The organism is Tolypothrix sp. VBCCA 56010 (genome assembly GCF_050875635.1).
Taxonomy (GTDB): domain Bacteria; phylum Cyanobacteriota; class Cyanobacteriia; order Cyanobacteriales; family Nostocaceae; genus Hassallia.
On record NZ_JBPAOH010000014.1, the window covers coordinates 56,433 to 82,596 of the forward strand.

The following is a 26,164-nucleotide window of genomic DNA, read 5'->3' on the forward strand; positions in this document are numbered from 1 at the left end:
TTTTTTGAAATGTTAGTTTTTTTTGCCTTCGTGATTTTGCTGACGCTGACTGTGGCTAATGACAACAAACTTACTTTATTTCGCTTAAAGAAGCGTGAAGACTGGTTTGTGGATGGAATTAATCTATTTTTTCAGGGAATTTTGATTCCCATCCTGCAAATAACTGTTATATATCAACTTTATCAGCATTTGCTTCCTAACTTTCAATCTTCTCTAAATCTCCACCCTATCGTTGCATTTTGCTTCAGCTTCGTGTTTGTAGATTATCTATATTACTGGAATCATCGTCTATTTCATACCCGTTGGTTGTGGTATGTGCATCAGGTGCATCACACAGTTACGCAAATGGATGTTTTAGGAACTTCTCGCAATACTTTGTGGACAAGTTTTCTAATTATTTACTTGTGGGTTCACGCTTTATTTATCTATTTGCTGCAAGATTCTAGCTGGTATATGGTGGGTGTCAGCTTAAGTTCGGCTTTAGATTTGTGGAGACATAGTGTTTTTACACCCAAACCAACATCCTTATTTTACCGCTGTTTGTCACCTTGGCTAATTCTACCCCAGGATCATGCTTGGCATCACGCCAGCAGCGGTATTGTTGGAAATTATGGAGCAAATTTCAAGCTTTGGGATAAAATGCACAATACTTATTTTGAATGTGACAAACCACCGGATTCGTTGGGTGTAGAAACGAAATTAACTTTACATCAAAAGCTATTTTTACCCTTTAATTATTCTAAGGGGGATTTGTCGTTGTAGAATACAAACTTATCAAAACCTTAGCTAATTCACCTGGTTTAAATATCCTACCGTTTAACTCTGGTTTGCGACCTGGATCGGGGTTGTTCTTGGTGGGTATTTGCGTGTAGATATAATCACAATCTACTCCGACTAATTTTGTTTCTGGTGTCAGTTCACAGTTATAAATGTAAGCACCTGTGAGTTGAGCGATCGCTAAATTTGTTTCTTTCAATTTAGTATGCAACAGTTTGGCGCGTGAGAGGTTAGCACCTTGCAAGTCTGCTTCACTCAAATCTGTATTTATAAAACTAGCATCAACAAGGTTTGCTCCTCGCAAATTAATTCCCCGCAAATCTAAATTATCAAACTTCTGATTTTGTCCATTACCAGTAACTAATAGCCGTTGTACTAAAGGAGACTGCAAATAACTATCACTGCAAGCGCGGTTAAGTCGCTTTGCACCAAACCAGCGCGTACCGTTAATTTTGGCTTGTCGGAAGTTGGCAGCTTTCAACTTTGCTTGGGTAAATTCTACATTGTTTAGATTTGAATTATAAAAATTAGTACCACCTATCGAAAATAAAGTTAGGGCAAAATTAAGAACAGAAACAAATTTGTCATTACCAACGATCGCCTGCCAACCAATGTAAGCGCCTAATTGTATACTTGCTATACTCATTGCGATTGTCGCAGCAATCACCAGATTTGATGCATTTGAAAAAGCTTCAATGGCAACTGTTAATACTACTGCGGTTCCTGCCAACGATATTACCCAAGCCAACGCAATTACCCGATTACCTGACTCTACCCAAGTTAGCGCGATCGCCACAGCTATAATCACTGCTGTAGCCAAAGCTGCTACTGGAACGACAATGGTAAACTCAAAAGCACATAGCCACTGAAACCATTCGTTTCGTAAAACCTTCATGTAGCTAGCCCCCGTTAAGGCAAAGAATACCGCAACTGCAACCACCAAAGTGCAAATTCCCGCGATCGCACCAAAAAGGTCAGCTACCCCAGCAAATAGCAAAAACATCGCCACAATTAAAGCTATAGGCAAAACAATTATTAATATTCCAACCTGTTCGACTAGGGTAATAGTAAGTGAACTTATAACCAAACTGCCAACTAAAGCTAAAGCAACAACAAATCCCGAAAAAATCACACTTAAAACCGATATTCTTTTTAGAGTGGTTCCAGACCGGGCAGATTCGTAAACTAGAAATAAAGCTAGAAGCAAACCTATACCACCTAAAGCCAGACTGAAAGTAATTTCGACGCTGCGGGAAAACTGGCTAATCAGCAAGGCGATCGCTAAAATTATCGCTATAGCCCAAAGCATTATTGTCAATCTAAATCTTACGCGGAAGAAACCCAACTTTGTAGCAGTATCTAACTGATCTATTTTTCCGCGACCTTGATAGAAGAAGGCAAAGACAATAGATAAAATAACAGCAACCCAAGATAACTGAATTGGCAGTGCTTTTATTGAATTCCAAGCAAAAGCAACACCAAAACCAACCCCTGCTATTAAGCAACAAGACCCCATCAAAGCCAAAGAAGCACCAATCCAGGCTTTATTTAGACCTTTGCGAATAGTCCAAAAGCAGCAAAGGCTAAAACCAACTAAACTAAGCAAACCAGCCGTAAGACTAGACTGATTGTTAACGTCCGAAGGAAACCGCAATCCAAAGAAAAAGGTGAGTAAAATACCGATAGCTAACGCTATCGGGGTTGATAACAACGTTAAAACTAAACTTTTTTGTAAGAGCGATCGCCAACCTTTACGAAAATTAAAAATGCAAGTGACGGCGAACACAAAAATTAAGCTGATGCTACTCGTCACCAACAAAATGTGAGTAGAAATTTTGAGTTTCTCTGAACCGGAATCAGTTAAGAATGTTCCTAAAAGACTACCGAGTAAAGCAGCCGCTGTTATTGATAGCACTGACAACAAAAAACAGCAAAACATCAGCCCAAATGCCCAACGGCGTTGTAAGCCTGTTTTTGCATAACTGAAGTTTGCCCCTACCAAGTTAGCATCAGTAAAGTTTGTTCCTCGCAAATCTGTATGGCTGAAATTTGTCCCAGTTAAATCTTGACCTTTAAAAGACTTACCCCGCAACTTTTTACCGCTGAAATTTTGCGTTGGTACACTTGGCTTTCCCAGTTTTTCTTGAATTGGTTCGGGAATAGGAAACTCTTCTCCAGCAATTTTAATTGCGCCTTCTTCGGTGATATTACTTAGTTGAGCAGTAGCCTCTTCTAAGTTGTCGCGGGAAAAACTCGCCATCCCACGAGCATAAACTAACAGTGGTTCCAATTTTGCTTCTGCCAAAGGTTCGGCAAAAGTTTCCACTAAAGAAGCTAAACGCAAGATTTCTGTTTTATCTGCGGTATTGCTTTCGGAGGTATTTTTTTGCAGTTGACGAAACATTTGAGCAATTTGCTCAACTGCCTTTCCTGGTTTAGCATAAGCTAAAGCTGTCCAATGTTGAGCTTGGGCAAAGTCTCGTACATCGACATCCTCACTGTTAAGCTGACGCTCAACATATTCAAGTAAAAAATCGGACAGTTGTAAAATTCGGTCTTGGTGGGAATTGTTGTCGCAAAACTTTTCATCAGCTTTTAAACGCTTTAACAGTTCGTTTCGCACTACGCTATCGATTTCATAAAGCTGATATCCTACCTCTTGGCACAAGCCAGAAAGTAAAATATCTGCTACTGCTTCCCACGGAATATTAAGCAATTCACCGTGAATATCTTGCTGAAATTTAGCCCACAAACTATATAGCAGTTCTGGGGTGAGAGCTAGGGGAAAAGCTGCATGGTAAGCTAAGTAGAGATGGGGCTTGCCAAAGCGTTCTTCAAACGATTTAATCCGGGCGATCGCAACTTTAGGTCTCATAAGCGATAAAAAGTAAATTTACCTCGTAAAACTGCGATCGCTCCCTGCAATCCCTGACGGCTAAACTCAAACATCGGTACTAAATGAGCGATTTTCTCAGCCGTTGTCTCAGCCCAACGCTCTTTGGGCATAGGATTTAGCCATGCAATATAGCGCATTCTCTGCTTAATCTGCTGTAAAAAGTCCTCGCTGATGTCAACGCGATCTAAATTCAAACTGCCACGAGATGCACCCGCATCACTAAAAATCAGCACACCTGCACTATCTGAGTAGCTAGCCAAAATATCAATTAATGGTTTAGCTTCGCAGCAGTTAGGGTCTTTGTAGATATACAATTTAGGTTTAGCTTTGGTGTTGCTAGGGTCTTCGTAGATTTGAGCAGGACAGTTGTGAAAATAGTAAACATCGGCTTTGGCTAAACGTCCACCTTGAGTAGCCGTTTCTGCCAAACGACGGGACAACGCATGAAATGGCATCATTGAGCCATCGCGATCAAACAATAGCAGCAACTCCGCTCGATTGACTCGTCGGGGAATCAAAGCAGGTTGCAGCAATACTCCCTGACGCGCAAACTGATTTACAGTCGCTTCCACGTCAAGTTCTGTGGCTGGACCTTCCCTAACAAATCGGCGCAGATAGCGCCAACTCTGCTTCATCTGCCGGCGAGTTACCGGAAAATATTCACCGATATCAACACCAGTGGCTTGTCGTACTGCCTTGACAACTTGTACCACATCTTCAGGCGATCCCGTCTTTTCTGTTGTCGATGCTGTCGGTGTGGATAATGGTTCTAACAAATCGTTTGCTGAGTCTAGGGACGATTTAGCAATGTATTCTAACCAATATCTGGCGATCGCATATCCCCCCGACCAAACTAAAAAGGCAACGACTCCAGCAATAATCAACACTGTTAATTGTTGTGTCTCAGTATTATTTGGTAATGGATTTGAGGGTAAAACCTTAATATTGAATGCTTGGGTATCTTTAATTGTGCCTGATGCATCACTGACTTGTAGCTTTACTTGATGCTGATCCTCGCCTGAAGTAGTAATCAGGTGCTTGCCATCAGAACTAAAGCTGATTTTCTTAACATTACCCTGATGAGTGAATTTTTTTAATTCCTTACTCGACGACATATCCCACAAACGTACTTCTCCATCTTCTGACGCTGTAGCTACCAAGCGTCCATCGCGATTAAAACTGACATCGGTAACTGATGCTTGATGTTTCAATTTACGCGCATGTTTGCCATAACGATCTTTGAATGGTTCCCACATACGAGCGATGCGATCGTTTGAACCTATGACTATACGTTGCCCATCCGGGCTAAATTCTATCTTATTGAATCCTGCCGATGGCGAATTTATTTCCGCAATGTTCTCACCCGCAAAATTATATAAAATAACAGTATCATCGTTGTATTGAATAACTGCAAAATACTGAGCATCTGGACTTAATTGGATGTCCCTATAGTCAGTAGGTCCGATTTCTGGATGTAATTTTGTTTCTGTAAGCTTTCTATTATATAAATGCCACAAACTTACATCAAATAATCTTCCTTCACGCGTGAATAGGGTAATTAAATGTTGTCCATCGGCACTAAAGATCGCCTTCGCCTTATATTTATTATCGTAAAATCCCCAACGACTTGTACTCAAATCAGCTAGTTTTTTCCCTGAAATATCCCACAATCGAGTACTGCCGTCATCTGAAATGGAGATTATATATTGACCATCAGGGCTAAAAGTAACTTGAAAAACTCGCTTTTGATGTTTGATTTTTTTACGTAGATTACCCGACAAGTCCCACAGGCGAAGAAACCCATCTCCTGATGCTGTAGCAATCATCTGACCCTCAGGGCTAAAACTCATATCATAGACTCTACCAAAATGTTTTAAGTCTTTTCCTACCTGACGATTTGACAAGTTCCACAAACGGACAATATTGCCGCTTTCTAAGGTTGCAAAATGCGAACCATTAGGGCTAAAAAGCGGCAAGGAAGCAACACTATCATCATCCGATCCCTGATGTTTAAATTCTCCTACTTGTTTACCAGAGTCAAGATCCCAGAGATGGACGCTTTCATAAGTTTCTTTTTTCGGTTTGCCTCTAAGCGTGATTTTTCCTTCTGCACCTTCGTTTGGCTTTAGTGGCTCTAACCAAGGTGGTCTATTAACAAGTGTAATATTCAGTTTGTCGGTTTGATTAGCTTTACAGACTTTAACTTCTTCGCTGTATGATTCATTAACTTTAACTGGTTTAATTGGCACATTCAAGAAGTAAGGACATGTTTTAGGTTGGGGTCTGAATAACGAAATACATACTCCCGCAACTAATAACAAAGTACTGCCCCAAACAACCTTTCTTGGAGACAACCCCGCCAAGCTGAAGTTAGATTTCTTTTTTTCGACTTCCAGCTTGGGTAAAATGGGAGCATCATCTAATAAAGTAGAAGATTCTGCTTCCTCAGCCATCACTTGCTCAAAGTGATAGTTAAACCGCAGCTTTTCTTCTTCTGACTTAACCCATAAACTGCGACATAGCCGAGCTAAAGCTTCATAGTCTTGAATGCCATAACGAGACTGGAGAGCGTATAGCGCCAGTTTATACTCATCAATGCCCAGTGGCAGACCTTCTTTTTGCAGTCGATCAAAAAGTTTAAGCAGTGGTAGTTGCAAGTTAGAGTCTTTGCTCATAGTAATTAGTGCTAAACAGTCAACAGTCAAGAGACTTCTTGCAGAAGTAGGGGAAAAGGGTAGGAAAAAAGCTCCCCCACTTTTGTAGAGACGCGATTAATCGCGTCTCTACCCCCATCACCCCCGCTTCTTCAGATATGCCAAATAACGCTGATGATCTGCCCAGTTTTTGAGTAACACACCCAAAAACGGCAGCTTACCGTCGAGTTGCTGCAAAATTTTATCCTCAGGATGCTCTTTTAGCACTTTCAACCAGTCGATCAGTTCGCTGGTGCTAACATTTTTACCAGCTTCACCTCTGCTGTCAGCGATCGCTTTTCGCAGCTCCTGAAAACGCTGTATAGCTTTTTGAGAAAGTTCTGGGGAGATATCTGGAAAAACGTTGCAGATAATTTGTTCGAGTCGTTTCTCGTCAGGAAATTCCAGAAAGTGAAATAAGCAGCGACGCAAAAAGGCATCAGGCAAATCCTTTTCATCATTGCTGGTGATAAAAATTATTGGGGCTGCTTTTGCCTCAATCCTCTGATCTGTTTCTTCGACAATAAAGCATTTTTCGTCAAGTTCCAGTAACAAATCGTTGGGAAAGTCAATATCAGCTTTATCGATTTCGTCAATTAGCACAACGCAAGGTTTATCGTGCTGAAATGCGCGTCCCAAGGGACCCCAACGTATATAATAAGTTGGATCGTCAAGGCGTCGGCGTTGTTCTGGTGTCAGGCGATCGCTTGCCGCTAATTGAGCATCACGCAACCTTCCGACTGCATCGTATGTATACAAACCATCCCGCGCTCTACTAGTAGATTTTACATACCAAGCCTCCAATTTAGGCAAACCGAATTTTCGACTAAATTCATAGGCAACTGCTTTCGCAAGCAGAGTTTTACCGCATCCGGGTTCACCTTTCAACAGCAATGGTCGCCCTAAATAAATCGCCAAATTCACTGCTTCTATCAGTTCAGGACTAGGTAAATAAGGAGATAAAAGTTGTTTGTTCTCTCCTCGTTCTCCCGGTTGGGGGTGAACATTGCCTGTGTATACCAACTTTTGTTTATTTAATACTTCAACCATGTTTTCTCTTCTTCATACCAATCGCAGCAACGTGATAAGTAACATATTTGTTCCATAGCCAATTCGGGAACGCCATTATCACTGTTTTCTAAAATTGTTTGTACTGTTTGATCTAATTGCTCTGTTAATTGAGAAGGCAAATCATCCGATTCATAATCTAACCATTTTGCCAGTTCCTCCTGAGAAAATCCGTTAATTTCAGGCAACTTAACAGGAGTATCTGCTTGCCAGTTTGAATTAGGTTCTTCTGGTGCAAACGGAACATTCCATTTGCTCACACAACCCTTCTCGTCAATCAAGAACATTATTAGCTGGAATTGACTAATGGCGTTAGCACTTGTAGTTTTAATGGTTAATGGTAACCAGAAATTCTCAAGCAACTCGCGCAGGTAAATTTCCGATAAAAAATCTACATCGCGGAAAATTAACAGCACGTTCTGAGTTTGCCACCATTGGTAAACGCGATTGGCAATATCTGCGGGTAAACCTTGCCCACCTAAACCAACTTTTCGACTAAGTTCGCGCCATAAAGAAGGCACATCGCTTTTACGCGCAAGCCGATTAAGGTTAAATGGCACGACTTTTGCTGTAATGCTGTTGGGAACGTGCTGTTGCACTAAGCGATTCAACAGCCAACCTTGTCCATGATCGGGTAAGCCATGAATCAAAAAAGCTGCTACTGACTCATTGGGAATAATCCGACGAAATTTTTTTGTTTGCTCTCGATAGTTCAATTTCAGCAGCGCTCGATATAATCGTTCAACAGGTGATGCTCTCTCAAGCTTATCTATCTGTTGAGCTAGTTCATCCATTTCTGCTTCAGTTTGTTCAATTTGCTTTTCCAACTGAAAGCGAGCGATCGTACTTGCTTCGATTGCATAACTGCGTCGCAAATCTTTAAGCTTCTCAGCCTCTAAGTCATACTGCTGTTGTAATGCATCAAGTTTGTGCTGTAAGTGCTGATCTGAGAACATCGACTTCCTTTTTGAGCTAATAATCTTTTCACTCATACGGCTATCCAGATTTTTGCGTGCTAGATTGCTCGCGTTTTGTGTCAATAGCTAAAACATCCCTCTAACACTAGATTTCACTTATATAGTTTCTTCACTTCGCAACTTCTTAAATCCAGATGTATAGTATTTATGTCTCGCTTCCAAGTAGTTGTTATTGCCCATTTTTGATTAAAAACACTTAAAATATCGGTTATTCAAGAAAATTAGCACTCTGAAAAATTGCATCGAAAACAATTATAGTATTAAAAAATACAGTATTTACGCACTCCTTCATGGAAAAACGAACCGCGAAGACGCGAAGGACACGAAGAAATGAGAGTTTGAGAGGTATTTTGCGTAAGTCCTAAATTAATCTAAATAAAACTGAATCAAGCTCAACAATATTATTGCTGTCTTCAAAATTACATGACATTACTCAGTACCATTCTCTCTTTGTTTCCTACTTTAGTAATGCTAATGATAGGCGTATCTTTCTTGTGGATTTGCTTTTATCCAGGAATATTAAGTATTATGGCACTTTTCATTTGTTTATACGTGTTTCCATTACTGATACATAGAATACACGAATATTTCTATCCTTTGAAAGAAGGAATCAGTTATTTAGCAGGTAAAAATTATTCGCCTTGGTGGGGAAGTCACCAAATACAAGTAATATATATTGCCTTTCCCGCCTTAGAAACACTGTTGCGGCTTATCCCTGGTGCATTCTCATTGTGGTTGCGGTTGTGGGGGGCAAAAGTGGGTAAAAATGTTTATTGGACACCGCAGTTAGAAATAAGCGATCGCGCTTTAATCGAAATCGGCGATAATGTCGTATTTGGTAACGGTGTCGGCATTTATTCCCACATCATCAAACCGAAAAAACAAGACTTACTGCTATATGTTAAAAAGGTAAAAATCGGTAACAACGTCTTTTTAGGAGCTTGGAATCACATCGCACCAGGAGTTACGATTGCAGATGGAACTTACGTTCCTGTTTTCACTCATGTTTATCCAAACAAAAAATTTAATCAAGAGTCAAAAGTCAACAGCGAAAACTTAGAAACTTAATGACTTTAGCCCTTAAATTTCAAATGACGAGGGCTTCAGCCCTCACTACGTTAAATGCGCTTTATTATTAAACTATTCGCAAAGCTTCTTACACCTGCTGCCAAAAGATTTTATTCTGCACTGAAAAATCCCCAAGCTTCACAGCAAGCAATACAAAAGGATATTTTTCAACGTTTTGTTAAAAGTGAATATGGCAAATCTTTAAATATCAAATCTCTTGCTGATTGGCATCACATCCCCATAGTTGCATATCACGATATTGAAAAGTGGATTTTACAACAAAAGGAAACCAAAAAGCCTCTACTAACTTCTGAATCAATCCTTTTTTATGAAAAAACTTCCGGAAGTCGCGGTGCTGCAAAGTTAATTCCTTACACCAAATCTTTGCTGAGTTCTTTTAATCAAATGTTCTGCGTTTGGGCACATGATTTAATTGTACATGGGGCAAAGTTTTCTACAGGTAAAATATACTTTTGCATTTCGCCGCAATTGGGAGGAAAACAAGATGAAATCGGATTAAACAATGATTCAGAATATTTAGATGGTTGGTTAAGGTGGTTTCTCAGTCCTTTTTTGATTTTGCCTCGCGGATTAAATCGTGTTATTGATACAGAAGAATTTAAAAATCAACTTTCTCAAGCACTTATACTAGAAGAAAAACTAGAAATTATCTCGATTTGGAGTCCGAGTTTTCTCAAAGTTATCCTCGATTATATTCAAAGTAATCGTACACGACTTTTATTAGAAATAGGCGATCGCCTTTCACCCCAACGACGCCAAATGCTTATCAACACAGACATCCCCTGGACGCAACTTTGGCAAGAACTCAAACTTATCTCTTGTTGGGATAGCGCTAACGCTGCGGATGGTGCGGAATTTTTGCGTTTATTGTTTCTCAACGTTTTAGTACAGGGAAAAGGACTCCTCGCTACCGAAGCACCGCTAACTATCCCCTTAATTGAAGCGCAAGGATGCGTACCAATGCTGAATCAGGTGTTTTTTGAATTTGAGGATGAAATCGGCAAAATTTACCGTTTGCATGAATTGGAAAAAGACGGCATTTATGAGATAATTATTTCTCAGAAAGGAGGATTGTATCGTTATCGAATAGGCGATCGCCTGAGCGTTACCCATTTCTATTTAAATACACCTTGTTTGCAATTTCTCGGACGCACACAAGAAATCAGCGATTTAGTAGGCGAGAAACTACATTCTGAATTTGTCCGTCAAGTTCTCGATTCCTTACCCTTACAAGGAACATCCTTTAAAAGTTTAGTACCCGTCAAGCAGCCGCAACATTACGTTTTGTTACTCGACCAAACGAATGTAAATCCCCAAGAACTCGCTCAACAATTAGATGATGCATTGCAACAATCTCCGCAATATCGTCATGCAAGACTTCTAAATCAACTTCAACCAGTGCGAGTATTAATATCTTCACGCATCCCGGAAATTATCGCTTTATATAAAACGCGATCGGGCAAAAAGTGGGGTGACTTAAAACACGATATTCTCTCAACTACACCCATCGAATCAGAACTACTGGCTGAATTGGAGAAAGAAACGATGAGTGTAAATAAGATTATTTCATAATTCTAGTTGCGTTAAAAATGGCAAGGATAGCCACACCCACATCTGCAAAAACAGCTTCCCACATCGTCGCTACACCGAAAATTCCCAAGCCGATAAATGCTGCTTTGATGGCTATAGCAAAACCGATATTTTGCCAGACAATTTGATGAGTTTTTCTGGCAATTTGTATTGCTTGGGCTACTTTTGCTGGTGCATCCGTCATGATAACAATATCGGCAGTTTCTATTGCCGCATCTGAGCCTAAACCACCCATTGCTATGCCAACATCAGCCCTAGCAATCACTGGCGCGTCATTAATTCCATCTCCAACAAATGCAATTTTACCATGTTTTTTCGTGTCGCTGAGTAATTTTTCAATAGCACTAACTTTTTCTTCAGGTAATAACTCAGCAACATAAGAATCTATATCAAGTTGTTGCGAAACATAGGAGGCGATCGCCTGATTATCTCCCGTTAACATTACTGTTTTCTCCACACCCATTCGCTTGAGTGCTGTTATCGCCTGTCTCGCATCTGACTTTAACTCATCTGCAATTACAATATATCCAGCGTAAACATTATCTACTGCTAAATGAATAACTGTTCCATCTACCTGGCAGTTACCGTGAGCAATTTTTTCTTTATGCAATAGGCGATCGCTTCCCGCTATGACTATCTTATTCTCAACATTGGCTCTAATTCCATAACCTGCAATTTCCTCATAATCTCTCACTTTAGATGCATCTATTTTTTTACCGTATGCATTTCTAATAGATTGAGCAATAGGATGATTGGAATGCGTTTCTACTTTGGCGGCTAATTCTAGCAAATCTTTTTCGGTCAAGCCATTTATAGGGACAATTTTTGCTACTTTAAAGACCCCTTTAGTCAAAGTCCCAGTTTTGTCAAAAACAACTGTTTTTACCGCTGTAAGCGTATCTAAAAAAGTAGACCCTTTAACCAAAATACCATGTTTGGCAGCACCGCCAATACCGCCAAAGTATCCCAATGGAATACTGATAACAAGTCCACATGGACAGGAAATAACTAATAAAATAAGGGCACGATAAACCCATTCTGAAGAACTTGCACCCGTCAGGAATAAAGGAGGCAATAGCGCAACTGCCAAAGAAGCAATTACTACTACTGGCGTATAATATCTGGCAAATTTAGTAATAAACTTTTCTGTTTCTGCTTTTTTACTTCTGGCATTTTGTACTAAGTCTAAAATCTTGGCAATAGAGGACTCATCAAAAAGTTTTGTTACTTTAATGCTGAGGACTCCCATTTTATTCAGCATACCTGCCAAAACAATTTCGCCAATTCTCACAGTTCGCGGTACAGATTCTCCAGTTAATGCGGATGTATCAACTTGTGAATTTCCTTCTATAATTTCACCATCTAAAGGAATTTTTTCTCCTGGTTTTACGACGATAATGTTCCCGATATTTACTGTTTCTGGTGATACTTTCTTTAGTTCTCCCTCTGTCTGGATGTTAGCATAGTCTGGGCGTACTTCTAATAAAGCTCTGATGGAATTTCGAGAACGACTGACGGCAATATCTTGGAATAATTCCCCAATTTTATAAAACAACATCACACCAACAGCTTCGGGTAATTTATGAATGAAGAGTGCCCCTAATGTCGCTATTGTCATTAAAAATGTTTCATCAAATACTCTGCCTCGGAGTATATTCCGTCCCGCAGTTTTCAAAACACTCCAGCCACTTAAGAGATAGGCAGGAATAAAAAGTAGATATTCGCCAAGAGAATAGAGTGTATTGTGTAATTGGTTTTCAAAGATTACACCGGGAGCATACAAACTTAAAATCACTGCCAAAGGAAATACCTCATTTTTCAGGTTAAATCCTTCGCTGTGGTCATGGTTATGATTCTCACCATGACTGTGATTATGATTTTCATGATGGTCAACAGAATCATCATGAGTACAACTACAACAGCCGGAATCTGAATGTATTTTATGCTTCATTTCTATTGAGGAGAGCTAAGTTATTTTATATATGAGCGTTTGTTCAAATGTAATACAATAAATAAGTTTTTACAAGTCTGTAATTTAAGAACGAGAATCTCTATCAATGATAAAATTTAGGTTTAATAAGAAGTTGCCACTACTTTTTCAAAAATATTAAGATTTATAATCTCGGTTATCATAATTATGAGATAATTATGATAAAAATAGCCAAAGAGCCTAAACGATGCCCTTTCCGGAAAATAGTTCCAGGAAGCCCAGCCTGCCTGAAGTCCACCGCAGTATCGCCATTCCTAACACCAAAAATATCTGGCGCAAGATGCTGGCTTACGCAGGACCTGGATATCTAGTGTCAGTGGGATACATGGACCCTGGTAACTGGGCAACTGACTTGGCTGGTGGGGCTAAATTCGGTTATGCACTGCTAACAGTAATCATGCTGTCCAACTTGATGGCGATTTTAATGCAATCGCTGTGTGTGCGGTTGGGGGTAGCGACGGGGAGAGATTTAGCACAGGCTTGTCGAGACTATTTCAGTCCGCGTGTAAACTTGTGTTTATGGCTACTTTGTGAAATAGCGATCGCCGCTTGTGACTTAGCAGAAGTTCTTGGAAGTGCGATCGCGCTACAACTGCTTTTTGGCATTCCCCTGAGTTGGGGTGTGTGCATCACCGCACTAGATGTAATTGTATTGCTACTGCTTCAGCACAAAGGCTTTCGCTACACAGAAGCTTTGGTAATTATCTTAGTAGCAACTGTGGGCATCTGTTTTACCGCAGAAATCATATTTTCCCGTCCTGATTTCGGGGGAATTTTATTAGGTTATGTTCCCAAAATAGAAATTGTGCAGAACCCAGAAATGCTTTACATTGCTATTGGCATTTTGGGGGCAACTGTGATGCCACACAATTTATATTTGCACTCATCAATTGTGCAGACACGCGATTGGCAACCAACTACTGAGAAAAAATGGGAAGCTATTAAGTTTTGCACAATCGATTCAACAGTAGCTTTGTCTTTTGCATTATTTATTAACTCAGCAATTTTGATTATTTCTGCTGCCAGTTTTCATTTTTCTGGTCATCATGATGTGGCAGAAATCCAAGATGCTTATAAATTACTTTCTCCCTTATTGGGTGTGAATGCTGCTAGCGCAATTTTTGCTTTGGCATTACTAGCTTCCGGGCAAAGTTCAACGCTGACAGCGACTTTAGCAGGGCAAATTGTCATGGAAGGCTTTTTAAATCTGCGTTTGAAACCTTGGTTACGTCGGTTAACAACTAGACTAATTGCGATTGTCCCAGCACTGATTTCAATTATGTTTTTGGGAGAAAAAAGCACAGGTGGCTTACTAATTTTCAGTCAAGTTGTGTTGAGTTTACAGCTATCGTTTGCGGTGGTGCCGTTGGTGATGTTTACGAGTAATCACCAATTAATGGGTGAGTTTGTCAATCCTTTATGGCTGAAGATTTTATCGTGGTTAGTAGCGATCGCGATCGGCAGTTTAAATGTTTGGCTGCTATTGCAAACTATTTCCGGCTGGCTGTTTGCAAGTTCTAGTTAGAAGAATGATATCGGTCAAAGGGGACTTGCCAAATATGCTTTTTTGTGATGTATGAAGCGCTGCTGCCGATCTTCAATAAGAATCACGGGTACGTTTATGGTAATGATTATCGTCATGAATGTACAGTTCTACTGTTATACACAAAACATAGCTTTAGTTTGTTAATAAAATATTACAAATATTGGATATTCCCGATTAATACTCTCTTGACCTGTAACAGTTAATCGGATAACCTAAGCGTTCAGTAAGACGTTCCCTGATAACTTATGAACAGAAAATTAATACTTAGTTTACTTTCCAGCCCGACTATTTTTGCATCTATGATGTCTATCATTGGAGTGGTTAATCCGGCACATGCGGCACAGCCAGTTCTGCGTATGAAAGACGGTCAAGCATGTATACGTCATCCACATGCTGGGTATAACAACTTTGTTTGTACGCGGGTTTCACAGACAACACCTCCACCTAAAGTGAGTTCAGTACAGCAATCTGATAAAAATGTTGCCATGTTGGACTTTTCAGAAGCAGAAAGCAATCAAGCGATCGTTTTATTTGGTTGCGACTGTCCATACTGCATGAATGCCTTACGTACTCTTAAAGGTGGGCAACCTTTAGTGTATTAGGGAATAGGGCATGGGGCATCGGGCATGGGGCATCGAAAAAGATTTAGCTTTATTCCCAATGCCCATTGCCCAATGCCCCACTCCCCATTATTCAACCTCTTCATTAACCGGGAACCTGTCAATCAACTGCATTGCCCGATGAGCATTGCGGCGCAACGATTCCGGTAGATGGGGCACGTGGGGTATCTGCGATAATAAATCTAAAGTCCGACGCAGCAACCTGACTACATCACCTTCATCTAAAGTGGTATGTTCGCACAGTTGTGTCCACGGCATACCCAGTGCCCATTGTTCGATTATGGCAATTAACTCAAATTCCAACCAAATAGGCAGCGCCACGCTATACCGACGTTGTAATTGAAACATTTGGCGGCGAATTCCCCGCAATTTTCCTAATGTTTCTACTACTTCATCACTTAAGTCGAAGTGTACCTTACTATCTGGACGTGGAGTTTCTGTCACCAAAGCCGCAGCTGCTGCTGCTAAATGGTGCGGATCTAAATTATCCAATTCTCCACTAGCGAGTGCCAAACCCAACCACAATTCATTTTCTCCGCGCATAGCGGCGGCGATTTGCCCTAATTGAGTTGGGACTAAGTTAACCAATGCGTTAAAGTGTTGCAAAATTTCGATTAAGTTGACAAATTCTTCCCAATGACGTTGGGATTGTTGCTCAACTTGTTCCTGCATCAGTTGAATTTCGGCTTCGAGTTCGACACAGCGGGCTTTGCGTTTAAAAATTGCTGGGAGATTGCCGGCTTGATGCAAAGGATGAGCTTCTATTTGCTCTTGCACAGCAGCAGTGCGGCTAAGTTGTTCGGCTACTTCTGGTGGTAGTTGCACAAACTCGCTCGGATCGGGAATGGAAGAAGCGATCGCTGCTGTTTCTTCATTACCCCGGCGTGACTGTCCTGGTTTTAAAGGCATTTCCGGCGGTGGTAACAAATCAGCCTCAACTTCAATTCGCGGTAGTTCCGCATACAAATCCACGACATCCCCAGTCGTCGCTACATACCAGCGGTTATCTTGCCCCAAGCATACCAAGTAAGGCGCTTGACCGGAGCCTGGGATTTTCCCCACCAACACCGCTGTTACAGGTGTAGATACGGGAATATTCTTCCCCTTCAAACCTAAAAGCGTGCCCGACACTGCAAAGCTCAACATCATGCCCAATTCTTCTTGCCTATCTGACTGAGCTTGTTCTTGCAGAGTTTTCAAAAGTTGCCGTTCTACTTTTAGCCGTTGGCGCAATTTCTCATAAACAGCAATTTCCTTTTCATCTACTGCCGCTATTTGCGCCTGAAGTTGTGCCAATTCTGCTTGCAGTTCCGCAATTTCCTCATAATCTGGTTTTAAATACAACGTCGCCATGTACTGCCCAAAACTGCGCTCAATTAGTTCCTTGGCTTCTTCCAAGGTGTGAGTTTGCAGTAAGTTCAGTACCATCCCGTAACTTGGTGTAAATTGGCTCACCAAAGGGTCAGGTTTCGATGTTGCCAGATAAGCCGCTTCTTTGGCTCCTTCAAAGGGAGTTTGCAACGTCACCACGTAACCTTGCTTGTCCATCCCCCGGCGTCCGGCTCTTCCCGCCATTTGCAGAAATTCAGAAGCGTTTAACAAGCGGTGTCCGGTGTCGGTACGCTTGGAAAGAGTGGAAATCACAGTTGTCCGGGCTGGCATGTTAATTCCTGCTGCCAATGTCTCGGTAGCAAAGACGACTTTAATCAGTCCTTGCTGAAAAAGTTCTTCTACCAAAACTTTCCACGCTGGTAAAATTCCCGCATGGTGTGCGGCAATTCCTTTGTATAAAGGGGCAATTTGTCCAGAACGTCCGGCTTCGGGATTGCGAGCTAAAAAATCGTCAATTTGCCGCCGCAACACTTGAGACTCGTCATTATCCACCAGCCACAAATCACCCACCTCAGCCACGGCTTTATCACATCCCCGGCGGCTGAAGATAAAGTAAATTGCTGGTAGCATATCCCTTTGCTGTAGCTGGCTCAGGGTGTATTCTATGCTGGGAGCTTCTGGTCTGCCACCTCTACCTCTATCGGACGATCCCCTTTTTACCCTCTTAACTAAGCGGGGGTTGATTTTATTTTTGCTTTCGTTCAACAAGGGAAACAGCCCCTTGGGATTGCCAAAGCTAAATTCTAAGGGAACTGGGCGAAAATCCGAGTAAATCAGGTCAGTTGGACCGTGAACTTGATTTAGCCAGTCGGTGAGTTGGTCGCTATTGGCAACTGTGGCGGAAAGGGCTACGAGTTGAACTTCACCAGGGCAATAAATAATCGATTCTTCCCAAACTGTGCCTCGTTGACGGTCGTTCATGTAGTGGCACTCATCCAGCACCACCACCTCAACGTCTACCAATGAAGTGCCGACTTGCCCGATGGGTGTGCCATAGAGCATATTTCGGAAAATTTCTGTAGTCATGACTACAATTGGCGCATCTCTGTTAACAGAGATATCGCCAGTTAACAGTCCGACGAGATCGGAACCGAATTTCAAACGAAAATCACGTAACTTTTGATTTGACAGCGCCTTTAGAGGCGTCGTGTAAAATACACGTTTACCCCGCGACAAAGCGCGATAAATAGCGTATTCCCCGATTAAAGTTTTGCCGCTGCCGGTGGGCGCACAGACAACAACGGAGCTTCCAGCGTTCAGCGAGGCGATCGCATCCTTCTGAAATTGATCCAACTCAAAGGGAAATATCGTATGCGGGTCAAGTTCTGGAGACAGCGCAGGATAATTCACGTATAGGACATTTGCAACCAGTCTGTTTACTATATTAACGGCTATTTTGTCAACTTTGTCAGGAGGGAATGGGGAATTGGGCATTGGGCATTGGGCAATGGGCAATGGGCAATGGGCAATGGGCAATGGGCAATGGGCAATGGGCAATGGGAATTAAAGATGCTCGATTTTTGATGCGCGTTCTAATAAGTAGGATTTTTTCCATGCCCCATGCCCCATTCCCTATTTCCCCAATTCAAGCGATCGCGTTGTGGCTGCTTTGACTGCTTCAATTAAGGCTGAACGAAAACCAGCTTTTTCTAGTTGAGCAATACCGGCAATTGTTGTGCCACCAGGACTGGTAACGCGGTCTTTGAGTTCTGCTGGGTGTAATTTGCTTTCATGCAGCAGTGTTGCGGTTCCCAGTACGGTAGAAAGAGCTAATTGATAGGCGATCGCTCTGGGTAAACCTGCGGCTACTCCACCATCAGCTAATGCTTCTACCATCAACGCTACATAAGCCGGACCACTACCGGAAAGTCCTGTTACTGCGTCGATCAAATTTTCGGGAACTTCGACAACTTCGCCGACTGCGGCAAAGATTTCCTGTGCTTTTTGATAATGGTTTGCATGTGTATATGCACCTAAGCAAATTGCGGTAATTCCGGCTCCCACAGTTGCTGGGGTATTCGGCATTGCCCTAATTACTGGTAACTGGGGAAATCCGGCTTCTAGCTGACTGATGGGCACACCTGCCAAGATAGAAATTACTAGGGGTGAGGAATTTATACCGATGACATCTGCTAATTCTTGAGCGATCGCGCTGAACACCTGCGGCTTTACTGCTAAAAATACAACTTCTGTTGCAGCTGTAAAAACCAGCCGATTATCTGGTGTCACCGTTACAGCGTATTTCTGCTCTAAATAACTCTGGCGTGAAGGTTGGGGTTCGCTTACTATGACTTCTGATGGTTGGTAAATGCCTCTGTCAATAAGGCGGGATAACAGCGCTTCTCCCATTACCCCACCACCAATTAAGCCAAATTTAATAGTCATTCGTTAATAGTCAAAGGTCATTAGTCAAAAGTCAAGAGTCAAAAACTATAAACTCTGGACTTTTGAACGCCAGATTGCTCAAGTCGAGCCAGCGCCTTGCGGGGATACCCCCCGTTGTGGCGACTGGCGTGGCACAGCCGCCCACGCAACTGGCTCTTCTTGACTTTCGACTAACTTTATTGTGCCATCCGATTGGCTTCATTTCCCCAAGTGGGAGTTGCACCTGTAGGACGTGCGGGACGAACTGGGGGTTGGGGTACTTCGTGAAGGACGCCACCATGAGTGCTAACTTGTACACAGCTTGGCGTAAACAAAAATATACTTTCACCGATGCGCTCTTGATGTCCATCGAGTGCGTAAGTTCCACCTGCGACAAAATCTACTGCGCGTTGTGCTTGATCCGGGTCCATGATTGTCAAATTTAACACTATGGACTTCCGTTCTCGCAATGCTTGAATTGCCTGGGGCATTTCCTCAAAGGTGCGTGGTTCTAACACCAATACTTCGGAAATTCCATTTATCGCTCCTGGCATCCCAATAACATTACTCATTGGCTTTGAACCTGTTGTTACATCAGTTTCCATTGTAGGCATGGGTTCGCGCCAACGTCGATTTTGTTGGCTTTGCTCTTGTGGTGCTGCTGGAGTGACGTTTTGTTCTTGATATATATTTTGGTAACTTTTGGTATCTGGTTCTTCTTCGTAGTACTCGTATTCGACTTGCTCGTTTAGACCAACGAAGTCTCTGAGTTTGGAAAATATATTGTTCATTGTTTACGCTCCAAGAATTAACCACCTTTACTGATGTGACAAAAGTTGATTCACTCAGCTTTCATCGCTACAAAGAACTGACAGGTATGCAATTTTAGCGCTGTTTGTAGCATCTATTACAAGCTCTGGTCATAATTTGAAGTATAAAGGATAAGTGATGAAAAATAAATGTGTCATTTGGTACAAGGTTCGTCCGATGTGGACACCAATGTAAAAGATTTTTTCTTAGTTCAAGCCCCATTTGTTTATGAATGAGGTATTTTATCCTTCATACTTAAGCCTTCAGTTGACCTTGACGAGTTGCAATAATGAGTCCGAATTATATCCTAATAGTTGTCCTAAAAAAACTTTTTGTTACCCATATTTTAATTTTTCTTTGCTTTTGTTCATACTATATCTTTTGTTGCCTACATAACCAGCTGGTTAAAAAATTATTCTGTATTTAAAGGTAATACTGCCCCAAATCGCTGGTGATGTGAATATTTTACACAGAGCGATCGCCAAACAAGATCGTTCCCAATCTTACCATCGTTGCACCCGCTTGCACTGCCAACTTATAATCGCCAGACATCCCCATCGAAAGATGTTGCATTTTTATATTTGACCAGTTTTGTCTTTGTATTTCTTCAGCTAATTCGCGGGTACGATTAAATACACCCGCTATTTCTGCATCATCCAATCCAGCAGGAGGGATTGTCATCAAACCTTGAATTTTTAAATTTTCGCATTCATTCAAAGCTGCTAAATCAGCTAATAATTCTGGTACACTCCAACCAGATTTGTTGGGATCAACAAGAATTTTCACCTGTAGACAAACTTGGGGACTCACTTTTAACTCTTGCGCCAATTGATTTAAGCGCTGCGCCAGTTGTAAATTATCTACAGAGTGAATCCAGGTGAATTTTAAGAGCGCTTTTTTGGCTTTATTGCTTTGCAAATGTCCAATAAAGTGCCAGGTGATATCTGTTAAGTCTTGTAATTCAACTTGTTTGCTGGTAGCTTCTTGAATGCGACTCTCGGCAAAATCCCGCAGTCCTGCGGCATAGGCAGAACGCATTACCTCGCAAGAAACTTGCTTGGTGACAGCAATCAACCGAACTGAATCAGGAAGTGAGGAGCGGATTGTGGTAATGCGTTCGTTAATCGAACTATTCATTGGAAGGTGCGTTGGAAAACACTCTGAAGCTGATCGTACTCCTGAGAGTGTCCAGTGCGCCGCAAAGTTCGCAAGCGATTTTCCAGCATCATTCGGGCTTCGGTACGTCCTATAGACTGAAATTTGATTCCTTTACCTTCTGTTGCCACCAAAAAAAATAAGCGTTGGGCATACAGTGTAGTAAACATCTCTTGGTTCTCATCAACCATACAGATTCTGTAGAGCAAACCCCAAGTTGGATGATTTATGTAAGTTTCCGAGTTTTCTGAGTTCATTTAATAGTGAAGGTATAAGTACATATATCTTCTCGCCATGAAATACTTTCATCCAGACGATAATACCTTTATCTGGACACAATATTTGCTTAAAATGCGAGCATACAACCAACTTTTGATGTCGATTCGCGGTTATTAAGACATTGATGTAGTTCCTAATGTGAAGAAAGGAGAATAAAAGTAGCGATCGCCTAAATGCAGGAGCGGTACGTTTAAGGCATAACCATTGTTATGGCTACACTCAATTGCTATTCGGAATCAACAACATAACAGTCCCTACCCTCTTCCCATGCTGCCATAATTGCTGCCGCTTGGGTGTGCAAAATTGCCAAGAATCCACCGGAAACTTCACTACTGTGAACTGGTAGCAGGAAACATGTGCAACAGTTAAAGAAATTGATTTGCCTTTTTTCTTCAACCTGTACCCTTCCCCGACAATTGGCGATCGCTGTATGCAAATTTCACTGTTTAGTATACCTGATGCTGTGAAATCTTCCCTCATCCTTGACTAACTACCCCAAATTACCCACTACACCAAAAAGCCAAATTTCACATCTGAAATATTTCCCGTTGTCTGGGGGCGATCGCTTTTGTTTGGGTAAGGACTTTCAAGTAAAGTGGCGATTCCGGAATCGTTTTTATAAAATAAAGTGGCGAAAACCTCCGAACCGGTGCGATTTTTTAGGGGAAGCGATCGCCATAGTTTAATAAACCTCATTTCCTACAGCTAGCCGCACTCCCCAAAATAAAATAAGCAACGCGATCGCTACCCAATCACGAGTTGTAAACCGTAATTCGTGCCATTGTACCCGATGTTCGTGAGGACTGGTAAAGCCCCGCACCATCATTGCGCTAGCCATTTGTTCTGCCCGTAGTAGCAAATTTTCTAACAGTCTTTCTGCTACCAGCAGCCAAACTTTAACGCTTCCTTTCAATCCTAGCTTTTTCCAATTTATTGCTCTTGTCATCACAGAGCGAATTAAATTTTGCACTTCTTCTAAAACTAGGGGAATAAACCGCAACGACAAAGTTAAAGTTAAAGTCAATTCGGTGACAGGCACTTTCAACCGTCGTAGGGGTTGCATTAAGTTTTCTATAGCAGCGGTGATTTCTTCGGGTGCGGTTGTCAGCAGATACAAGTTGGTGCTGTAAATTAAAGTAAACAACATTGCACTCAAGCTGACTGCCAAATCTAAAGAGCGGCGAGTGACTTTTACGGCTCCGGCTTCAAAAACTACGTAAGTATATTCTTTGGGATTCTTAACTTGTTTTTTTGAGCTTTGTGCTTGTTCTGAGTTCGCTTTGTTTAACTGTGAACTCTCTACGCTAGGAAGGCGCGGTTGATAATTTATACCCAATCCATCCGGACTGATAGCGGCAATTAAAAGTACAAGAAACGAGACTGTCAACAGCCAACCCATTTGCTGTTGCCATACTCGCACGGGAATTTTAGCTATGAGGGTAGCGACAATTAAAATTAATACCAATAATACCCGCCACTCGTTTCTAGCGTATATATAGGTAGTTAAAAAGCTCATCAACCAGAAAAACTTGACACGCGGATCGAGTTTGTGCAGCCAAGTTATCGGTTGTTCGAGGTAAAGACCAAGTGGAAGCGATCGCAGTAAATCCATTATAAAGTTAGGAGGGGCGGGCTGACCCCGCCCGTACAAAAGGCGCGGAGTTGGAAATTAAAATACTCCACAATTTATAACTCATAACTCATAACTCATTTCACGCGAGTTGCTCTATTGACACTACCACTTTCCATGTCACGCACTTTCTTACTTCGCCACAGCAAACGAATCGGTGTGCCTTTAAATCCTAATTGTTGCCGGAATTGTCGCTCAATGTAGCGACGGTAGTTTTCATTAAAGCGTTTTGCTTCGTTGACAAACAGCGCTATTGTTGGCGGTTGGCTGCTGACTTGCGTACCATAATAAATCTTACCTTGGCGTCCGCCGCGTGTCGCTGGGGGCGAATGCCAGCTAACTGCTTCTTCCAAGACTTCGTTAATTACCGATGTGCTGACGCGACGTTTATGTGCTTCAGAAGCGGTATTCACCAATTCTAAAATCTTTTCTACACGCTGTCCGGTGACGGCACTGACAAAAATCGTTTCTGCCCAATCGGTGAAATGCAGCTTTTCAGTTAAGATTTTTTCGTAGTCGTAAATCGTGTAAGAGTCTTTTTCGACAGCATCCCACTTATTAACGACAACCACACAAGCTCGACCTTCTTCGATAATTCGCCCAGCTAATTTTTGGTCTTGTTCGGTGACACCATCTACAGCATCTAATACTAATAAAACCACATCGGCGCGGCGAATCGCTTTAAATGCGCGGTTGATGCTAAAGAATTCTGTACCGTATTCAATGTGTTTCTTTTTTCTAATTCCGGCAGTGTCAATTAAGCGGTAAATTTGTCCGTCTCTTTCAACTACGGTATCAATTGCATCGCGTGTTGTACCAGAAATAGGACTGACAATTGCTCTTTCTTCACCGACGAAGGCGTTCAATAAGCTTGATTTGCCGACATTTGGGCGACCGACAATTGCCACATTGATTTCATTATTTTCTGGTATATTTTCGACAATGGGTAGATGGTTAATTAACTCGTCGAGTAACTCACCTGTACCGTTACCATGAATACCAGATACAGCGAACGGTTCACCTAATCCTAATTGCCAAAATTCCGCAGCTTGAACTAAACCTTGTTCTGGGGATTCACATTTATTTACGGCAAGCAAAACGGGTACAGTTTGTATGCGTAACCATTCAGCGATTTCCTCATCAGCAGAGGTTAATCCTAATTGCCCATCGACAACAAATATAGCGGCACTTGCTTCTTTTAGTGCCAAAGAAGCTTGTTGACGAATCAGGGGTAAAAATTCCGTTTCATCATTAAATACTAAACCACCAGTATCGACTACGAGATACTCGCGATCGCCCCAGTAAGCTGGTAAGTAAGTGCGATCGCGTGTCACTCCTGGTTCATCGTGAACAATCGCTGACTGTTGTCCGGCAAGACGATTTACCAGGGTGGATTTGCCCACATTCGGGCGTCCGATAATTGCAACAATAGGTAACTTCATGTATAGGATGCAGAATACTGCAAATTCCTATTGTAGCGAGTTAGGGTGCAGTTTAGTTGGTGGAGGTAGGCGATCGCGATTTGTTATTGAGCAAGTCAGAAACTTGCATTGTTAGCCAGAAATCCCGCTCGTCAGAGATGCCTAGAAGCTACTGACTTCCAGTTATTGTCATATAATATACTTTATATTTATTGTAATAAATGCTGTAAACAATTACTATCATGTTGGTTTAAAACATTTTTTCCAATAAATACAATTACGTAAAAAGCTAAATCAGGATGTAAAATATGCCAACTAATCAAACTAAAGTAATTTCAATATTCAACAATAAGGGTGGTGTTGGGAAAACTACCATTACATGGAATTTGGGAGATGCACTTGCACGCAGAGGCAAAAAAGTGCTGTTAATAGATTTTGATGCACAATCTAATTTGTCAATAGCTGTCCTTGGTGAGCGATTTCACAATATTCTCCCCAGTGAAAATATTCCTTATGGAACTACAATAAGAGCTTATTTACAAAGGTTTTTACAAAACGAAGGGCAGTTACAGTTCTTTAAGCACAAAGGAACCTATACCCACGATAAGGTTGATCTCATTGCCAGCGATGCTTGGTTGAATGTCTATTCAGAATCACTAAGCGTTGGAGCTGATCTGCTCACAGGTAATGGAATCGAAAAATATTCAATAATAAGCAGGTTGATACAAGAAGCCAATAGTCAGGGTTATCAGTATGATTATGCATTAATTGACTTGCCACCCTCATTTAATAATTTGGTTAGAACTGCACTGTATTCCTCTGATTATTTTATTGTTCCTTGTACCTCAGATATTTTTTGTTCTTATTGTGTTGGACTTATAGGAGAAACATTGCCACGTTTTCTTAAAGAATGGCAATTAGGATGTCAGCAATACAGCACTAACAATCCTCATAATCAAAGATATATAAATCTTGGTAAACCTGTATTTGCGGGTTGGATTTTCAATGGATATGACACAAGAAAGCCCAAAAATGAAATAAATAAAAAAATTATTGCAGCAGATTACGTTATGGGTACAAAAATTGCAAAGAGCGTTAAAGAACTTGTAGAAAAACTACAAAATCAAATAAAGGAACAACCTTCTATATTGCAAAATCCTTCAAATAAAAGTTTTTACCTAGGTGGAATAGAGGATATGAATACTCTTATCCAAAATAGTATGTGGTTAAACTGTCCGATAGCACAACTGGATAGAAGGGAACCAGTAAGGAATCTTCAAGATCGTGGACAGTGGTCGCCGGAACAATTGGATCAAATCAAGAGATTAACAGAGGCTTTTGTGGACATAGCTGATAGGGTAATTAAATACTGTACTTGACAAATAATTTATTTACATAAATTTTGATGTGGGGTGCGAATTGCCCACCCTACATTTTTCAAAATTAAATTATGTTTCATAACACCTCATCTGTTCGGTACGTTAACAAAAATCTGACTTAGCAGGCTAGTTCTTCTCATTACTCGCTACCATGCACTTGTCTAATTTCAAGCAATAAATATTAGATTTTTCCTCACCCTTCCTCAAGCCAGTCTTCGTAACCACAAGCTAGCAGACGCTGTTTCACCTTGGTAATTGCTTCAGCACTCGGTATATCAGTTGACTTTACCCGATACACATCATTCAACACAACGCCATAATCTTTGCCAGTGTAATAAGCCAGAACTTCTGCTAAATTGCGATCTGACATTTCATCATAAAGCAGTGCCAGCAGCGGCAAATAAACTTGTGATTCTATCCCATTGGGAAAGGCACATTTAATTAACTGATAGGTGCTTTGCAGATGAGGTGCAATAGTTACTTGCATA

General features: G+C 41.4%; 21 protein-coding genes. 6 read left to right on the forward strand and 15 right to left on the reverse strand.

Translation table 11 applies throughout. From position 1 onward, the window contains the following. Positions 1 to 9: 9 nt before the first annotated feature. Positions 10 to 762 (forward strand): sterol desaturase family protein, encoded by a 753-nt coding sequence (locus tag AABK37_RS07280; protein ID WP_432550917.1) that lies wholly within the window; start codon positions 10 to 12, stop codon positions 760 to 762. On the opposite strand, the gene AABK37_RS07285 is transcribed toward AABK37_RS07280, so the two are convergent. The 4 genes from AABK37_RS07285 to AABK37_RS07300 form a co-directional block, all read right to left on the reverse strand. Beyond that, positions 740 to 3,652: a pentapeptide repeat-containing protein gene (locus tag AABK37_RS07285; RefSeq protein WP_432550918.1), complete on the reverse strand. Its 2,913-nt coding sequence runs from the start codon at positions 3,650 to 3,652 to the stop codon at positions 740 to 742. The genes AABK37_RS07280 and AABK37_RS07285 overlap by 23 nt on opposite strands. After that, the gene (locus AABK37_RS07290) at positions 3,649 to 6,348 is read right to left on the reverse strand and encodes an eIF2A-related protein (RefSeq protein ID WP_432550919.1); all 2,700 of its coding nucleotides are present in this window, start codon (positions 6,346 to 6,348) and stop codon (positions 3,649 to 3,651) included. Before AABK37_RS07290 ends, AABK37_RS07285 begins: the two co-directional genes overlap by 4 nt. Positions 6,349 to 6,465: 117 nt before the next feature. After that, a complete protein-coding gene (locus tag AABK37_RS07295; RefSeq protein ID WP_432550920.1) occupies positions 6,466 to 7,416 on the reverse strand; it encodes an AAA family ATPase in 951 nt (316 codons plus the stop codon). After that, the gene (locus tag AABK37_RS07300; RefSeq protein WP_432550921.1) at positions 7,401 to 8,426 is read right to left on the reverse strand and encodes a hypothetical protein; all 1,026 of its coding nucleotides are present in this window, start codon (positions 8,424 to 8,426) and stop codon (positions 7,401 to 7,403) included. The genes AABK37_RS07295 and AABK37_RS07300 overlap by 16 nt, the downstream gene beginning before the upstream one ends. Before the next feature lie 513 nt (positions 8,427 to 8,939). Here AABK37_RS07300 and AABK37_RS07305 point away from each other — a divergent pair. Then, positions 8,940 to 9,479 carry an acyl transferase gene (locus tag AABK37_RS07305; protein WP_432550922.1) on the forward strand — a complete coding sequence of 180 codons (540 nt, stop codon included), beginning with the start codon at positions 8,940 to 8,942 and terminating at the stop codon, positions 9,477 to 9,479. A 54-nt stretch (positions 9,480 to 9,533) separates the two neighbouring features. Further along, a complete protein-coding gene (locus tag AABK37_RS07310; RefSeq protein WP_432550923.1) occupies positions 9,534 to 11,072 on the forward strand; it encodes a GH3 family domain-containing protein in 1,539 nt (512 codons plus the stop codon). On the opposite strand, the gene AABK37_RS07315 is transcribed toward AABK37_RS07310, so the two are convergent. Beyond that, positions 11,062 to 13,041, reverse strand: coding sequence for a heavy metal translocating P-type ATPase (locus tag AABK37_RS07315; RefSeq protein ID WP_432550924.1), 1,980 nt, complete (start codon positions 13,039 to 13,041; stop codon positions 11,062 to 11,064). The genes AABK37_RS07310 and AABK37_RS07315 overlap by 11 nt on opposite strands. Positions 13,042 to 13,267: 226 nt before the next feature. Between AABK37_RS07315 and AABK37_RS07320 the strand changes: the two genes are divergently transcribed. Together AABK37_RS07320 and AABK37_RS07325 are read left to right on the forward strand one after the other, a co-directional pair. Beyond that, a complete protein-coding gene (locus AABK37_RS07320; protein ID WP_432550925.1) occupies positions 13,268 to 14,605 on the forward strand; it encodes an Nramp family divalent metal transporter in 1,338 nt (445 codons plus the stop codon). 266 nt (positions 14,606 to 14,871) lie between these two features. After that, positions 14,872 to 15,228: a hypothetical protein gene (locus AABK37_RS07325; RefSeq protein ID WP_432550926.1), complete on the forward strand. Its 357-nt coding sequence runs from the start codon at positions 14,872 to 14,874 to the stop codon at positions 15,226 to 15,228. Positions 15,229 to 15,315: 87 nt separating this feature from the next. On the opposite strand, the gene AABK37_RS07330 is transcribed toward AABK37_RS07325, so the two are convergent. From AABK37_RS07330 to der, 9 genes are all read right to left on the reverse strand, one after another. After that, complete coding sequence (locus AABK37_RS07330) at positions 15,316 to 17,988, reverse strand: DEAD/DEAH box helicase (RefSeq protein ID WP_432550952.1); 2,673 nt, start codon at positions 17,986 to 17,988, stop codon at positions 15,316 to 15,318. A 58-nt stretch (positions 17,989 to 18,046) separates the two neighbouring features. Continuing rightward, complete coding sequence (locus AABK37_RS07335) at positions 18,047 to 18,193, reverse strand: hypothetical protein (RefSeq protein ID WP_432550927.1); 147 nt, start codon at positions 18,191 to 18,193, stop codon at positions 18,047 to 18,049. Between the two features lie 17 nt (positions 18,194 to 18,210). Then, on the reverse strand, positions 18,211 to 19,023 hold the full coding sequence (gene proC, locus AABK37_RS07340; protein ID WP_432550928.1) for a pyrroline-5-carboxylate reductase: 813 nt from the start codon (positions 19,021 to 19,023) through the stop codon (positions 18,211 to 18,213). A 176-nt stretch (positions 19,024 to 19,199) separates the two neighbouring features. Continuing rightward, entirely contained in the window at positions 19,200 to 19,793 is a 594-nt protein-coding gene (locus AABK37_RS07345; protein WP_432550929.1) for a cell division protein SepF, read from the reverse strand. Positions 19,794 to 20,277: 484 nt separating this feature from the next. Further along, positions 20,278 to 20,949: a YggS family pyridoxal phosphate-dependent enzyme gene (locus AABK37_RS07350; protein ID WP_432550930.1), complete on the reverse strand. Its 672-nt coding sequence runs from the start codon at positions 20,947 to 20,949 to the stop codon at positions 20,278 to 20,280. Beyond that, positions 20,946 to 21,224, reverse strand: coding sequence for a transcriptional coactivator PipX (pipX, locus tag AABK37_RS07355; protein ID WP_432550931.1), 279 nt, complete (start codon positions 21,222 to 21,224; stop codon positions 20,946 to 20,948). The genes AABK37_RS07350 and pipX overlap by 4 nt, the downstream gene beginning before the upstream one ends. A 529-nt stretch (positions 21,225 to 21,753) precedes the next feature. Then, positions 21,754 to 21,942 (reverse strand): hypothetical protein, encoded by a 189-nt coding sequence (locus AABK37_RS07360; RefSeq protein ID WP_432550954.1) that lies wholly within the window; start codon positions 21,940 to 21,942, stop codon positions 21,754 to 21,756. Continuing rightward, complete coding sequence (locus AABK37_RS07365; RefSeq protein ID WP_432550932.1) at positions 21,929 to 22,858, reverse strand: energy-coupling factor transporter transmembrane component T family protein; 930 nt, start codon at positions 22,856 to 22,858, stop codon at positions 21,929 to 21,931. The genes AABK37_RS07360 and AABK37_RS07365 overlap by 14 nt, the downstream gene beginning before the upstream one ends. A gap of 95 nt (positions 22,859 to 22,953) precedes the next feature. After that, complete coding sequence (gene der / locus AABK37_RS07370) at positions 22,954 to 24,318, reverse strand: ribosome biogenesis GTPase Der (protein WP_432550933.1); 1,365 nt, start codon at positions 24,316 to 24,318, stop codon at positions 22,954 to 22,956. 287 nt (positions 24,319 to 24,605) lie between these two features. Between der and AABK37_RS07375 the strand changes: the two genes are divergently transcribed. After that, the gene (locus AABK37_RS07375; RefSeq protein ID WP_432550934.1) at positions 24,606 to 25,676 is read left to right on the forward strand and encodes a ParA family protein; all 1,071 of its coding nucleotides are present in this window, start codon (positions 24,606 to 24,608) and stop codon (positions 25,674 to 25,676) included. 193 nt (positions 25,677 to 25,869) lie between these two features. On the opposite strand, the gene AABK37_RS07380 is transcribed toward AABK37_RS07375, so the two are convergent. After that, entirely contained in the window at positions 25,870 to 26,163 is a 294-nt protein-coding gene (locus tag AABK37_RS07380) for a DUF3349 domain-containing protein (RefSeq protein WP_432550935.1), read from the reverse strand. Position 26,164 lies beyond the last annotated feature (1 nt).